Source organism: Duganella sp. LjRoot269, from assembly GCF_964254095.1.
Classification (GTDB): Bacteria; Pseudomonadota; Gammaproteobacteria; order Burkholderiales; family Burkholderiaceae_D; genus Rugamonas; species Rugamonas hordei.
Map to the genome: position 1 here is coordinate 2,744,407 of NZ_CAXUSL020000001.1, position 13,700 is coordinate 2,758,106.

Below are 13,700 nucleotides of genomic sequence, written 5' to 3' on the forward strand. Positions count from 1 at the left end.
ATGAATAAACGTGGAGTGTACGAAGGTCGCCCGGTCGAGTCAAGGAATATGTCAGGCGGATGACTAATTCTTTTATGCAATAATTCTATGTAAATAAGGCTCAGATCGCTGCATATTGGCTGAAGTATGAGATAGCGCAAAGAATGCGTACAATCTCATCTTTGAGTAGTTCACCAAGGAATAGAAATATGAGCAGCCCCGCCATCGATCACGACGCCGTTATCGCCGAGACCGTCAATTGGGTGGAAAAGGCCGTGATCGGCCTGAACCTGTGTCCGTTCGCCAAAGCCGTCCATGTCAAGCAGCAGATCCGCTATGTCGTCTGCGACGCCGATACGCCGGAGGCGCTGCTGGAAAAGCTGATGGAAGAGCTGGAATACCTGGCCGAGGCGGACCCGGACAAGGTCGACACGACCATCATCATCCATCCCAACGTGCTGGCCGACTTCGAGGACTACAACGAGTTCCTGGACGTGGCCGACGCCGCGCTGGAAGACATGGACCTGGACGGCATCCTGCAGGTGGCCAGCTTCCACCCGGACTACCAGTTCGCCGACACCCACAAGAACGACATCGAGAACTACACCAACCTCTCGCCGTACCCGAGCCTGCACCTGCTGCGTGAAGACAGCGTGGAGCGCGCCGTGGAGGCATTCCCGGAGGCGGCCGACATCTTCGAGAAGAACATCGACACCCTGCGCACCCTCGGCCACGACGGCTGGGACAAGCTGATGCAGGTGAAATGATGGGCGATCTGCCGGTCCGGCCGGACACGCCATGCGTGGCGGTGTGTTCGACCACGTTCGACGAGATCTGCCGCGGCTGCGGACGCAGCGTGGTGGAGGTGGCGCACTGGGTATCCATGAGCGCCGAGCAGAAAGAGCTGGTGTGGCAGCGCATCCTGGCGCAGGGTTACCCGCGCCGGAATACCTAGCTGATATTAATAAGTGCCGATGAAATTCTTCTTGCCGATGTCCAGGCCGTTGTGGCGCAGGATGTCGTAGGCGGTGGTGGCGTGGAAGAAGAAGTGCGGCAGTGCGTAGTGGAACAGATAGCTCTGGCCGGTGAAGTGCTTGGTCTTTTCGCCGCTGCCGGTGGTGATTTCGCGCGTTTCGCTGCCTTCGATGGCCGCCTGCGGCACGCTGTCGATGTAGGCCAGCGTCTTGACGATGCGGGCTTTCAGCTCGGCGAAGGTGGTTTCGGTGTCGTCGTACGACGGCACTTCCAGGCCGCCCAGGCGGGCTGCTGCGCCTTTGGAGAAGTCGCAGGCGATCTGGATCTGGCGGGTGAACGGCAGCATGTCCGGGAACAGGCGGAACTGCAGCAGCGCGTTCGGTTCGATCTTTTTCTCGGTCGCGTGGGCCTCGGCTTTGTCGAGGATGGCCAGCAGGCTGTTGAGGATCTGCTTGAACACAGGAATGGAGGCGGAGTACATGGAGAAGGTGGTCATGGCGGGTTCCTCTGTTGAATGGAGCCGCGATGATAGCCTGCCTGTGGGTTTTTTGCTCGGGCCGTGATTTTTCATGCATTTTCCGTGCATAATTCCGATTAGTATTAGAAGAGTAATAGTAAAAAGTTTGCGCTACCACTTACTTACCGACTGACGATGCAAACTTACCAACCTACCCGTGATGGTGCATGACTAGCACCATCTATCAAAAAATGCGCGCCAGGCTGAGCGCGCTGTACGGTCTGTCCATCTACGGTGCGCTGCTGCTGGTGGTGTTCGGCGGTCTGGTGATCCCGGCCATTATCGGCAGCTACCTGCTGATCGGCGTGCACGAGCAGCAGTCGGCGCGCGCGACGCTGAAGGAATCGCTGCAGCGCAACGCCGACATCCTCGCGCTGGGCATGCAGGAGTCGCTGTGGAACATGAACGCCGAATCGGCCCATTCGCTGGTTGAATCGGTGATGCGCGACCGTTCCGTGCTGCAGGTGGAGGTGGTGGGCCAGGCCGACACCCAGTTCATGAAGCTGCATTCGCCGCGGCAGGCGACCGGCAACGTCTACCGCGCCGAGCGCGAGATCCTGGTGCGCGGCGAGCGCATCGGCCGCATCATGGTCGAGATGGACGACGCCCGCAGCCAGCAGGAATTGCGCGAGAAGCAGATTTCCTATGTGTTCGTGCTGGCGGCGCAGCTGATGGTGTCGCTGCTGCTGATCGTGCTGTTCCTGAATACCCGGCTGATCAAGCCGCTGCGCAAGCTGATGCGCTTCTCGGACCGCCTGTCGCACGGCGATTTCGAGACCCGGCTGGACCTGACCGGCAGCGACGAGCTGGGCCGCCTGGCCAGCCAGCTGGACCAGATGCGGGTGGCGATCAAGCGCCTGTTCGAGGACATCGGCCAGCGCGAGGAACGCTTCCGCACCATCGTCACGCAGGTGCCGGGCGCGGTGTTCCGCTTCCGTCCCAACGGTCCGATCGACTTCGTCTCCGACGCGATTGAAGAGATCTCCGGCTATTCGGCCGCGCAGTTCATGCGCAGCACCACGCATTCGTGGATCAACCTGATCGAGCCGGAAGACCGCGAGAAGCAGCGCCAGGCCGTGTCCGACGCGATCCACAACGGCGAGCCGTACGAGGTGGAATACCGCATCCTCGACGCCTCCGGCAACGAACGCTGGGTGGCCGAGAACGGCCAGCCGCAGCCGCACGACGGCGAGGGCAACGCGCCCTGGGTGGACGGCATCATCTCCGACATCAGCCAGCGCAAGCACAACGAGATGCGCATCGAGGCGCTGCTGGCCGAGCAGAGCGCGATCCTGGACAACGTGATGTTCGGCGTGATGTTCGTGCGTAACCGCCAGATCGTCTCGGTCAACCGCCGCTGCGAAGAGCTGTTCGGCTACGAGCCGGGCGCCATGACCGGCGCCTCCACCTCGATCGTGTTCCCGAATTCCTTCGACTTCGAATCGGCCGGCGCGCGCCAGTACCCGTCGCTGTCGAAGGGCGACTACTTCAACGAGGAGCGCCACTACCGCCGCAAGGACGGCAGCCTGTTCTGGTGCATGGTCAGCGGCTATGCGCTCGACCACAACCGCGCCAACGAGGGCAGCATCTGGGTGTATGCCGACGTCACGCAGCGCAAGGAGGCCGAGGAAAAGCTGCGCCTGTCGGCCACCGTGATCGAGCACATCGCCGACGGCGTGGTGGTGCTCGACGCAAGCGGCACCATCGTCGCCGTCAACCCGGCGTTCACGCAGATCACCGGCTACACCGAGGCCGAGGCGCTGGGCCGCGACCGCACGCTGACGCGCTCGGGCCGCCACGACGAGGAATTCTACGACGCCATGTGGCAGGAGCAGATGGAGAAGGGCTTCTGGCGCGGCGAGATCTGGAACCAGCGCAAGAACGGCGAGCTGTATCTGGAGTGGCTGACGGTGAGCGCGGTGCGCGACAGCCGCGGCGAGACCACGCATTACGTCGGCGTGTTCAGCGACATCACCAAGGTCAAGGAATCGCAGGAAAAGCTGGACCACCTGGCCCACCACGACCCGCTGACGGCGCTGCCGAACCGTTTGCTGTTCCACGACCGCCTGCAGCACGCCTTGCAGCGCGCCGCGCGCGACGGCGAACAACTGGCGCTGCTGTTCATCGACCTGGACCGCTTCAAGAACGTCAACGACACGCTGGGCCACCACATCGGGGACGAGCTGCTCAAGCAGGTCGCCAAGGCGCTGCAGGAGCGCCTGCGCGAGGGCGACACGCTGGCGCGCCTGGGCGGCGACGAGTTCATCGTCCTGCTGGAAAATATCGACAACGAGTTCGGCGCCAGCCAGGTCGCCGAGAAGCTGGTGCAGATGTTCGAGCAGCCGTTCATGGTGGCCGGGCACGAGCTGTTCGTCACCTGCAGCGTCGGCATCAGCCTGTTCCCGGAAGACGCGGTCGACCTGAACATGTTGATCCGTAACGCCGACGTGGCGATGTACCAGGCCAAGGCGCGCGGCCGCAACGGCTACAGCTTCTATGCGCCGTCGATGACCGGCGAGGGCGTCGAGCGCCTGCGCCTGGAGACCTTCCTGCGCCGTTCGATCGAGAAGGACGAGATCTTCCTGAACTACCAGCCGCAGGTGGAAATCGACACCGGCCGCCTGGTCGGCGTCGAGGCGCTGGTGCGCTGGAACCATCCGGAACTGGGCCTGATACCGCCGATCCGCTTCATTCCGCTGGCCGAGGACACGGGCTTCATCAACCAGCTTGGCAAGTGGGTGCTGGAAGAGGCCTGCCGCCAGATGATACGCTGGCAGGAGGCCGGCCTGGTCGTGCCGAAGATGGCGGTCAACCTGTCGGCCAAGCAGTTCGAGCGCGGCAGCATCGTCAACATGGTGGCCGACATCCTGCGTGAGACGGGGCTTGAACCTGGCCGTCTGCAGCTGGAAGTGACCGAATCGGTGATCATGAATACCGGCGACGCCATGGTCTTCATCAACGACCTGCATTCGATCGGCGTGGGCCTGGCGATCGACGATTTCGGCACCGGCTACTCGTCGCTGGCCTATCTGAAGCAGCTGCCGGTGCAGACGCTGAAGATCGACCGTTCCTTCATCAAGGATATCTCGACCGACGTCAACGACGAGGCGATCGCCATCGCGATTATCCAGCTGGGCAAGAGCATGAATCTTTCCGTTATCGCGGAAGGCGTGGAGACGGAAGAGCAGGCGGCGTTCCTGCTGCGCCATGGCTGCCATCTGGCGCAGGGCTATTTCTACAGCAAACCGCTGGCTGCCGCCGACATGCTGGACCGCTGGCACAAATAATAAAAACCGGAGACTGGTATGCACGGAGTGAAGACAGGATCGCGCCGCCGTTTTATTTTCGGCGGCGTGGCGGCCGTTGGCGCGCTGGTGGTGGGCTGGGGCGTGATGCCGGCGCGCCAGCGCTTGAACGCTTCGCATCCGCTGCCGGTGAGCGACGGCGCGGTGGCCTTGAATGGCTGGGTCGCCGTCGGCGCGGACGGCATGGTCACCGTGGCCATGCCGCGCAGCGAAATGGGGCAGGGCGTCCATACCGCGCTGCCGATGCTGGTGGCGGAGGAGCTGGACGTGCCGCTGGCCTCCGTGCGGCTGGTGCAGTCGCCCATCGATAAAATCTTCGGCAATATCGCCATGCTCAAGGACGGCCTGCCGTTCCACCCGGACGACAGCGGCAACCTGAAGGCGGCGGTGAGCTGGACCGTCGGCAAGGTGGCGCGCGAGCTGGGGCTGATCATCACCGGCGGCTCGTCCAGCGTGAAGGATGCGTGGCAGCCGATGCGCGAGGCCGGCGCTTCCGCGCGCGCGATGCTGGTCGCGGCGGCGGCCAGACAATGGAACGTGGGCGTCGCCTCCTGCCGTACCGAGGACGGTTTCGTGATCCACGCCGATGGCCGCAGGCTGGCCTACGGCGCGCTGGCCACTGCCGCCGCCACTTCCGAGCCGGGCGAGATCCGGCTCAAGTCACCCAAGGATTTCAAGCTGATCGGCCATGCGCAGCCGCGCCGGGATACGCCTTCCAAGGTCAATGGCACGGCGGCTTTCGGCATCGACGCGCGGCCTGCCGGCATGGTGTATGCGGCGGTGCGCATGTCGCCGGTGATCGGCGGGACTGTCGCCAGCGTCAAGCAGGATGCGGTGTTGAAGATGCCGGGCGTGCTGCGCGTGGTCGATTTTTCCAGCGCGCTGCCGGAGAAGACCGGTGCCGGCGCCGGTGTGGCGGTGGTGGCGTCGACCTGGTGGCAGGCCAGGCAGGCCGCGCTGGCGCTGGAGGTGCAATGGAATGCGGGAGCGCAGGCCGGCTTGTCCAGCGCCGCGATCTATGCAGACTTTGCCGCCAGGCTGGATGCGGAGTCGGGTCACGCCTACTACAAGGCCGGCGACATGGATGCGGTGGAAGGCAAGGCCGCCGGCGTCGCCAAAACCGTGAAGGCCGAGTACCGCGCGCCCTACCTGGCGCATGCGGCGATGGAGCCGGTCAACTGCACGGCGCAGGTCAAGGATGGCAAGGTGTATCTGTGGGCGCCGACGCAGTCGCCGGGATTTGCGGTGGAAACGGCGGCCAAGGTTGGCGGCGTCTCGACCGATAATGTGGTGCTGGTGGTGACGATGCTGGGCGGCGGTTTCGGCCGCCGGCTCGATGTCGACATGGTGGCGCAGGTGGTGGCGGTGGCCAAGGCGTCCGCCGGCGTGCCGGTGCAGATGATCTGGTCGCGTGAAGACGACATGACGCACGACGTGTATCGCCCGGCGGCGCTGGCGCGCTTCAACGCCAGCCTGGATGCGGCGGGCAATGTGCTCGGCTACGACAACAAGTCGGCCAGTGGATCGGTGTCGCACCAGTTCATGAAGCGCAACCTGGGCTTGCCGCCGGGTGGGCCGGACAAGACCACCGCCGAGGGCGAATTCGACATGCAGTACGAGTTTCCGAACCAGCGCATCGCGCATGTGATCGTGGACAGTCCGGTGCCATTGGGTTACTGGCGTTCGGTGGGGCACTCGCACAATGCGTTTTTCAAGGAGAGCTTTGTCGACGAACTCGCGCACGCGGCGGGCAAGGACAGCGTGGAGTTCCGGCGCGGCCTGCTGAAGCGGCATCCGCGCCATCTGGCGGTGCTGAATGCGGCGGTGGCCAAGGCCGGCGCCGCGCCGGAGGGGCGCGCGCACGGCGTGGCGCTGCACCAGTCGTTCGGCACCATCGTCGCGCAGGTGGCGGAGGTGTCGGTGGAGGGCACGGAGATCAAGGTGCACCGGGTGGTGTGCGCGGTCGATTGCGGGATCGCGGTCAATCCGAACATCATCGCGCAGCAGGTTGAGTCGGCGGTGGTGTTCGGGCTGTCGGCGGCGCTGTTCGGCGCGGTGACGATCAAGGACGGCAAGGTCGAGCAAAGCAATTTTGGCGATTATCCCGTGCTGCGCATGAACCAGGCGCCGGAGGTGGAAACCATCATCATGCCGAGCGCCGAGCATCCGGAAGGCATGGGCGAACCGGCCACGCCGCCGATCGCGCCTGCCGTCGCCAACGCGGTGTTTAAACTGACGGGCAAGCGCCTCCGCAGTTTGCCGCTGACGCTGTAGGTTCAATTCTTGTTAGAGAGAGGTCGGCATGAAGGCTGTCGTTACTGGTCATTCGCGGGGGCTGGGCCTGGCGCTTGCGGGCGAGCTGCTGTCGCGCGGGATTCCGGTGCTGGGTTTGGCGCGCGGAGAGAGTGCCGCGTTGCAGCAACGCTTCGGCGCGGCGCTGCGGCAGCAGGCGCTGAGTCTGGCCGATAGCGGCGCGGTATTGCGCTGGCTGGACAGCGGGGCTCTGGGCGATTTCCTGCAGGGCGAGGACGAGGTGCTGTTGCTCAATAATGCGGGCACCGTGCAGCCGACCGGCCGCGCCGACCGGCATGCCCCGGACGCCATCGCCGCGGCCATCGCGCTCAATGTCAGCGCGCCGCTGATGCTGACCAGCGCCTTCCTGGCGGCGACGCCGCTGGCGAAGCAGCGGCGCATCTTGCACCTGTCTTCGGGCGCCGCGCAGCAGGCTTATCCTGGGTGGAGCATCTATTGCGCCAGCAAAGCCGCACTCGACCATCATGCCCGCGCGGTGGTCGCGGACGCCATTCCCGACGTGCGCATCTGCAGCCTGGCGCCGGGCGTCATCGATACCGACATGCAGGCCGAGGTCAGGGGCGCCGAGCTCGATGGCTTCCCCCTGCGCCCGCGTTTCGAGCAATTGAAGGCCGAAGGTCACTTGAGCTCTCCGGCAGATTGCGCCCGCGAGGTGGTCGATTATCTGCTAGGGCCGGACTTCGGCAGCCAGGCGACCGCCGATTTGCGTAATCTCTAGGCCGTTATTTGGCGTTGAAGAATACCTGCTGCACGAACGCGAGCACGTCGCTGCGCGCTTGCACGGCCGCCGCCGTGTTGCGGCCGACGTGCAGACCGTATCGGGTGCACTTCTTGAAGAAGTCGGGGAGGGCCGCCGGCGCGAGGTCGGCACCGGTCAATTCCGAATGGATGGTCCAGCTTGCGATATCCCATTGCACCGTGCCGCAAGGTATGGCGCTGGGCGCCTTCGGCAGGATATGCAGCGGATAGGTTGCATCGAACGAATGGTAAGCGTTGGCATATTTGATGGTGCGGATCGAGGCGCCGGCGGTTTCGTACTGTGCCGCCAACTGCTCGCACGATTCGGCGCCGGTGTAGTCGTCTGCCGCTCCCAGCAGGTTTAGTATCGGCCCTCCGGTGAGGCGCGGCGACCAGTAGACCTGATTGCAGCCGGCATACACTGGTATGTGCAGCGCGAATTTGACATCGGACTTGATCACCGCGTGGCGCAGCGGTTCGATGGCGGTGCGGAAGGCCACCGAGCCGCCGCGCGAAAATCCCATCACGCCGATGCGGTCGGCATCGATGCGCGGGTCCGCTGCAAGCAATTGCAACGCCTGGAACGCGTCAATCAGATTGGCGGCCGGCGACAACAGGGTCTGGTCGGCGACAGTGCTGGTCACGCCGCGCGGCCCGAAGGTGTCGACCACCAAGGTCGCCACGCCAATGCCGTTGAGGGCATCCACCCACATCCGCGTGTTGCCCTCGACGCCGGCGCTGCCGTGCATCAGGATCATGGCCGGCACTTTCCCCGATGCGGCGGGAAGCTTCAGGTCGGCCCAGATTTTTTGCGGCGTCCAGTTCTGGCGGCGTTCGCGAGCCAGGTCGAACATGGTCGGCGGGGTGTAGCTGTCGAACGTAATGCGCTCGCCGGCGGGGGACTCGGCATGCGTCGTCGGCATCGCAAGGATAAGTACGCTCATCAGCAATGTGCGCAGCAGTGCCGTGAAGATCGCTTCCTTATGCATGTTTTGCCTGAGATGTTATTTAGTTGTCATTAATTATATGACACTTTTAATCTCGGCTGGATTAGTTCAGTGCGTTGCGCATCAAGGTGCGCAGGTTGCAGTCGCGCTGCCACTCGATGCGCTCTTCGCTGCTGACGGCCAGGCGGGTGAGTTCCTCGTCGCTTTGTTCCGACTGGGCCAGTACCAGGCGGTGGGCCAGGCCGGCGTCGGGCAGCATGGTGCCGAAGAAGGCCACCAGTTCGTGATGCTGGATCAGCAGCGTGGGGAAGTTTTCCACGTCCAGGTCGCCCACCACGTCCGCGTGGTCTTCGATGTCGATCCAGACGAAGAACTTGTCCGGATGGCGCGAAGCCACCTCGTCGAACGTCGCGCGATAGGATTCGCAAGTGCCGCACCATGCGGCGCACAGGCAGGCGACGATCCAGCGGTCGCCCGCCAGCGCGGCGGCGATTTCCTCGCGATTGTCGGAATTCAGGGTCAAACTGTGCATGGTGTTGGTTTGCTTGCGGCGGCCTCGGCGCCTGATGGGCGTATTCTACATGCCCGCGCGGGGTCGCGCCTGCCAGCCCGCCGGGTTAAAATACGGGATGCCTATTATTCTTGCCATTGAAACCTCTTCCGAACAAGCCTCCTGCGCCCTGCTGCGGGGCGAAACCGTCATCAGCCGCGTCTCCGAAGGCGTGCGCACCCATTCGCAATCGGTGCTGCCGATGATCCAGGAGCTGCTGGCCGAGGCCGGTATCGCGCTGAAGGACTGCGACGCGATCGCTTTCGGTTCCGGCCCAGGTTCGTTCACCGGCGTGCGCACGGCCTGCGGCATCGCCCAGGGGCTGGCGTTCGGCGGCAACCTGCCCGTGGTGCCGGTCGTGACCTTGGATGCGATGGCGCTGGCCTGCCATCAGCAGCAAGGCGCTCCCGAGGTGCTGGCCGTGCTCGACGCGCGCATGGGCGAGGTCTATTGGGCGCAATACCGTTTTGATCGCGACGCCGCGCCGGTCGCCGTGCTGCCGCCTGCGCTGTCGGCGCCGGACGGCGTGCAGCCGCAGGGCGCGCCTGTCGCTTGCGGCAACGGCTTGTCGGCCTATGCCGAGGCGTTCCCGGCAGGTGGCCATGCCGCCATCATGCCGCACGCGGCGCAGATCGCGCAGCTGGCCGCCATCGCCTTCGCCGAAGGCAGGACCGTGACCGCCGCCGAGGCGCAGCCGCTGTATTTGCGGAACAAGATCGCCTACACCCAAGCCGAGCGGCGCGACATGGCGGCCGCCAAAGCCGCTGAAGGTGGCGCATGAAGCAAATGTGGGATCTGGCACGTCTGAATTACGAACCAATGCAGCCGGCCGACCTGCTCGACGTGGTGGCGCTGGAGGAAAGTGTTTATCCGCATCCGTGGACGGCGGCCAATTTTGCCGATTCGCTCAGCAGCCAGTACGAGGCTTGGGTGCTGCGCGACCAGAATGGCGATCTGCTGGGTTATTTCCTGCTGATGGCGATCGTCGACGAGGCGCATTTGCTGAACGTGGCGGTGTCGGCCGAGAAGCAGGGGCAGGGGCTGGGCAGGTTCCTGCTGAACCAGGCCGTGGCGTGCGCGCGCGGGCTGGGCATGGAGTCGGTGTTGCTGGAAGTGCGGCCATCGAATACGCGGGCGCTGGAGATTTACGAGCGCTACGGATTTAAACATATCGGCCGGCGCAAGGGGTACTACCCAGCCGCCAATCAGCAACGCGAGGACGCGATCGTTATGCGGTTCGAAGTATGAGTCAGATGACAGCACGCAGTGCGGTGTTCCGGGAGGAGATGGGTGTCGGCACGCAATGGACGTTGCGCGACCGGCCTGTCGTCGAGGCCGCGCCTGAAACATTCGTGGTGGACGAGCCGGAGCCGGCCGAAGTGGCGGTTGCGCCTGTCGTTCCGCCGTCGATGCCGGAGCCGGTCGCCGAAGTCGTCATGGCGCCAGCTCCGGTCCCCGCTCCAGCGCCAGTCGCAGTCGCCGCGCCGGAAGACGAAGACTCCACCGCCTGGTTCGACGAGGCGCCGGCACCGGCACGCCCGGAGCCGGTCAGCGACGAAGCGATCGCCGCGATGGACTGGCCGGCCTTGAAGGCCGCCGTCGCCAGCTGCACCCGCTGCGGCCTGTGCGAAACGCGCCGCAACGCGGTCAACGGACGCGGCGCCGATGGTGCGTCGTGGATCGCCGTCATCGCCGCGCCATCGCGCCTGGACGAGAAAGACAACCAGCCGGTAGCGGGCGAAGCAGGGCAACTGCTGGACAATATGCTGAAGGCGATCGCGCTCAAGCCGGAGTCCGACGTGTATGTGACCAACCTGGTCAAATGCCGTCCTGCGGGCGCCGACGGTGCGGACCGCGCGCCGTCCGGCGAGGAACTGCTGGCCTGCCGTCCGTTCTTCGAACGCGAGCTGGCGCTGAGCGGCGCGACGATGGCCATGACCTTCGGCCAGTATGCCGCCAAGGGCCTGATGATGGGCCCGGCCGCGCGCGGCAAGGTGATGCGCTACGGCGCCGGAGAACTGCCGGTGGTCGCCACCTATCACCCGGACGACCTGCTGCGCAAGCCGGAAGACAAGGCCAAGGCCTGGGCCGACCTGTGCCTTGCCAGGACAGCCCGTGACTAGCCAGCCGCCCGACGCGCTCGATAATTACCAGGCGCGTTTCGAGCGGCGCTGGAGCCACCTGACCCGGCCGCACGTGCGCGCGCTGGCCTGGCTGCTGGACGCGCCCGATCTGCTCGATCCGGCATCGCCGCACTGGCAGGGCCGCATCGCCAGCCTCGGCGCGATGACGCCGGAAACCGCCGACTGGCTGGCCGCCCTTGAGCAAGACCCGATCCCGTTGGAAGCCGCGCTCGGCACGCGCCACTATTCCCGCCTCGGCCTGTATGCCGAAAAGCTGATGGCCTTCTACTTTGCCGAACACGGCAAGCTGGTGGCGCACGGCCTGCAGGTGCGCGCCAACCGCAACGACACCGTCGGCGAGTTCGACTTTTTGCTGCGCGACGGTGACGACCTGGTCCACATCGAATTCGCCACCAAGTTCTACCTGCTGGACGCCGGCTCGGCGGGCGCGGATTTCAACGGCCTGATCGGCCCCAACCTGGCCGATACGCTGGGCGCCAAGATGCGCAAGATCTTCGATAAGCAGTTGTCGCTGGCCAGCCATCCGGCCGCGCAGCCGCTGCTGCCGCAGCCGGTGGCGCGGGCGCAGGCGCTGGTCAAGGGCTGGCTGTTCTATCCCGGCGGCGAGGGCGCGCCGGCGATGTCCGGCATCTCGCAGCCGCACTGCCATGGCGACTGGATCACGCTGCGGCAGGCCGAAGACCTGGCGGGCGATTGCTACGCCATCATGCCGCGCCTGCACTGGCTGGCCCCGCTGAAGATGCGGGCCGATGGCGTGGCGATGAACAAGCAGGAGTTGCTGGCCGCGCTGCGCGAGCACATGGCGCAGCTTGCCACACCGGTGATGGTGGCGGAACTGCGGCGGGAAGGGGAATGGCTGGTGGAGCGGCGGCGGGGCTTTGCGGTCCCGGACGACTGGCGCTCTCAAGCCGCGCAGCGCCGCCGGGACGGGACGCTGCCGGCCTAGACAGATTTAATGCTTGGCTTCGCCGATCAGCGCGACGGAATCGAATTCGCGCTGGTTGGCCGCATGCTTGCGCATGATGACGAACATGGTGCCGGCCAGGAACAGGCCGAACAGCACGATGATGATGTCCAGGTTCAGGTGGCCGCGCAGCATCAGCGAATACACGGCCAACATGGTCAGGATCGACAGGTTCTCGTTGAAGTTCTGCACCGCGATCGAGTGGCCGGCGCTCATCAGCACGTGGCCGCGATGCTGCAGCAGCGCGTTCATCGGCACCAGGAAGAAGCCGCCCAGCAGGCCGACCAGGATCAGCAGCGGATAGGCCAAGGTCACCGAATGCACCAGCGTCATGCTCATGACGATCACGCCCATGGCGATGCCCATCGGGATCACCTTCAACGACTTGCGCAGCGAGACGAAGCGCGCAGACAGCACGGCGCCCAGCGCCACGCCGATCGCGACCACGCCCACCAGGCTGGTCGACTGCTCGTAGCTCAGCTTGAGCGTGCGGTTGGCCCACTCCAGCACGATGAACTGCAAGGTTTGCGCGGCGCCCCAGAACAGCGTGGTGACCGCCAGCGAGATCTGGCCCAGCTTGTCTTTCCACAGCAGGCCGTAGCAATTGGCGAAGTCGGTGATCAGCTTGATAGGATTGCGTTCCTGGTGGCCGTAGACGCAGCCGGTGTCCGGGATGCGGGTATTGAACAGCGCCGCCAGCATATAGATGCCGACCACCACGCACAGCGCCGCCTCGGGCGGGGTGTCGATGCCGGTGTCTATCATCGGTATGTCGAAGCCGAGCAGGAACGACGATACCTGGCCGCCCACCAGCTTGCCGCCCATGACGGTGCCGAAGATGATCGACATCACGGTCAGGCCTTCAACCCAGCCATTGGCGGCGACAAGTTTCTCTGCGGGAAGTAATTCGGTCAGGATGCCGTATTTGGCGGGGGAATATACTGCGGCGCCAAAGCCGACCAGCGCGTAGGCCAGCAGCGGATGCACATGCGCGAATATCAATAAACAGCCGGCTACTTTAATCAGGTTAGAAATAAACATAACCTTGCCCTTGGGCATGGAGTCGGCGAAGGCGCCGACAAATGCTGCCAACAGCACGTAAAACAGCGTAAACGACAGCTTCAGTAGCGGCGTGATCCACGCCGGGGACTTCATCGTTACCAGCAAGTCGATCGCAACAAAGAGCAGCGCATTATCCGCCAAGGACGAAAAGAATTGCGCTGCCATAATGGTATAGAAACCACGATTCATTCTGGGATGCCTGAAAA

General features: G+C 64.5%; 13 protein-coding genes. 9 read left to right on the plus strand and 4 right to left on the minus strand.

Translation table 11 applies throughout. The annotated features are described in order from the left end of the window. Window positions 1–188 precede the first annotated feature (188 nt). Together ACSQ3S_RS12350 and ACSQ3S_RS12355 are read left to right on the plus strand one after the other, a co-directional pair. Window positions 189–746, plus strand: coding sequence for a DUF1415 domain-containing protein (locus ACSQ3S_RS12350; protein ID WP_436142547.1), 558 nt, complete (start codon window positions 189–191; stop codon window positions 744–746). Further along, window positions 743–934 (plus strand): DUF1289 domain-containing protein, encoded by a 192-nt coding sequence (locus tag ACSQ3S_RS12355; RefSeq protein ID WP_141753242.1) that lies wholly within the window; start codon window positions 743–745, stop codon window positions 932–934. The genes ACSQ3S_RS12350 and ACSQ3S_RS12355 overlap by 4 nt, the downstream gene beginning before the upstream one ends. A 6-nt stretch (window positions 935–940) precedes the next feature. Here the strand turns inward: ACSQ3S_RS12355 and ACSQ3S_RS12360 are convergent, their stop codons facing one another. Next, entirely contained in the window at window positions 941–1,450 is a 510-nt protein-coding gene (locus ACSQ3S_RS12360; protein ID WP_176653854.1) for a DUF1993 domain-containing protein, read from the minus strand. A gap of 188 nt (window positions 1,451–1,638) precedes the next feature. On the opposite strand from ACSQ3S_RS12360, the gene ACSQ3S_RS12365 reads away from it, so the two are divergent. From ACSQ3S_RS12365 to ACSQ3S_RS12375, 3 genes are read left to right on the plus strand one after another with little or no spacing between them, the layout of a single operon-like run. Continuing rightward, entirely contained in the window at window positions 1,639–4,758 is a 3,120-nt protein-coding gene (locus ACSQ3S_RS12365) for an EAL domain-containing protein (protein WP_176653855.1), read from the plus strand. Between the two features lie 18 nt (window positions 4,759–4,776). Further along, window positions 4,777–7,050: a molybdopterin cofactor-binding domain-containing protein gene (locus tag ACSQ3S_RS12370; protein ID WP_436142548.1), complete on the plus strand. Its 2,274-nt coding sequence runs from the start codon at window positions 4,777–4,779 to the stop codon at window positions 7,048–7,050. A 28-nt stretch (window positions 7,051–7,078) separates the two neighbouring features. Then, a complete protein-coding gene (locus ACSQ3S_RS12375; RefSeq protein ID WP_436142549.1) occupies window positions 7,079–7,807 on the plus strand; it encodes an SDR family oxidoreductase in 729 nt (242 codons plus the stop codon). 4 nt (window positions 7,808–7,811) lie between these two features. Here the strand turns inward: ACSQ3S_RS12375 and ACSQ3S_RS12380 are convergent, their stop codons facing one another. Both ACSQ3S_RS12380 and ACSQ3S_RS12385 read right to left on the minus strand, forming a co-directional pair. Then, a complete protein-coding gene (locus tag ACSQ3S_RS12380; RefSeq protein ID WP_436142550.1) occupies window positions 7,812–8,771 on the minus strand; it encodes a dienelactone hydrolase family protein in 960 nt (319 codons plus the stop codon). Window positions 8,772–8,877: 106 nt separating this feature from the next. After that, window positions 8,878–9,306: a thioredoxin family protein gene (locus ACSQ3S_RS12385; protein ID WP_176653859.1), complete on the minus strand. Its 429-nt coding sequence runs from the start codon at window positions 9,304–9,306 to the stop codon at window positions 8,878–8,880. Between the two features lie 97 nt (window positions 9,307–9,403). Here ACSQ3S_RS12385 and tsaB point away from each other — a divergent pair, with 97 nt between their 5' ends. From tsaB to ACSQ3S_RS12405, 4 genes are read left to right on the plus strand one after another with little or no spacing between them, the layout of a single operon-like run. Then, window positions 9,404–10,105: a tRNA (adenosine(37)-N6)-threonylcarbamoyltransferase complex dimerization subunit type 1 TsaB gene (gene tsaB / locus ACSQ3S_RS12390; protein ID WP_436142551.1), complete on the plus strand. Its 702-nt coding sequence runs from the start codon at window positions 9,404–9,406 to the stop codon at window positions 10,103–10,105. Continuing rightward, window positions 10,102–10,572 (plus strand): ribosomal protein S18-alanine N-acetyltransferase, encoded by a 471-nt coding sequence (gene rimI / locus ACSQ3S_RS12395; protein ID WP_176653861.1) that lies wholly within the window; start codon window positions 10,102–10,104, stop codon window positions 10,570–10,572. Before tsaB ends, rimI begins: the two co-directional genes overlap by 4 nt. Window positions 10,573–10,577: 5 nt before the next feature. Continuing rightward, window positions 10,578–11,447 carry a uracil-DNA glycosylase family protein gene (locus tag ACSQ3S_RS12400; protein WP_436142552.1) on the plus strand — a complete coding sequence of 290 codons (870 nt, stop codon included), beginning with the start codon at window positions 10,578–10,580 and terminating at the stop codon, window positions 11,445–11,447. Further along, window positions 11,440–12,414, plus strand: a complete 975-nt coding sequence (locus ACSQ3S_RS12405; protein WP_436142553.1) for a DUF1853 family protein — start codon at window positions 11,440–11,442, stop codon at window positions 12,412–12,414. The genes ACSQ3S_RS12400 and ACSQ3S_RS12405 overlap by 8 nt, the downstream gene beginning before the upstream one ends. A gap of 6 nt (window positions 12,415–12,420) precedes the next feature. On the opposite strand, the gene lplT is transcribed toward ACSQ3S_RS12405, so the two are convergent. Beyond that, window positions 12,421–13,683, minus strand: coding sequence for a lysophospholipid transporter LplT (gene lplT / locus ACSQ3S_RS12410; protein ID WP_413447327.1), 1,263 nt, complete (start codon window positions 13,681–13,683; stop codon window positions 12,421–12,423). Between the last annotated feature and the right edge of the window lie 17 nt (window positions 13,684–13,700).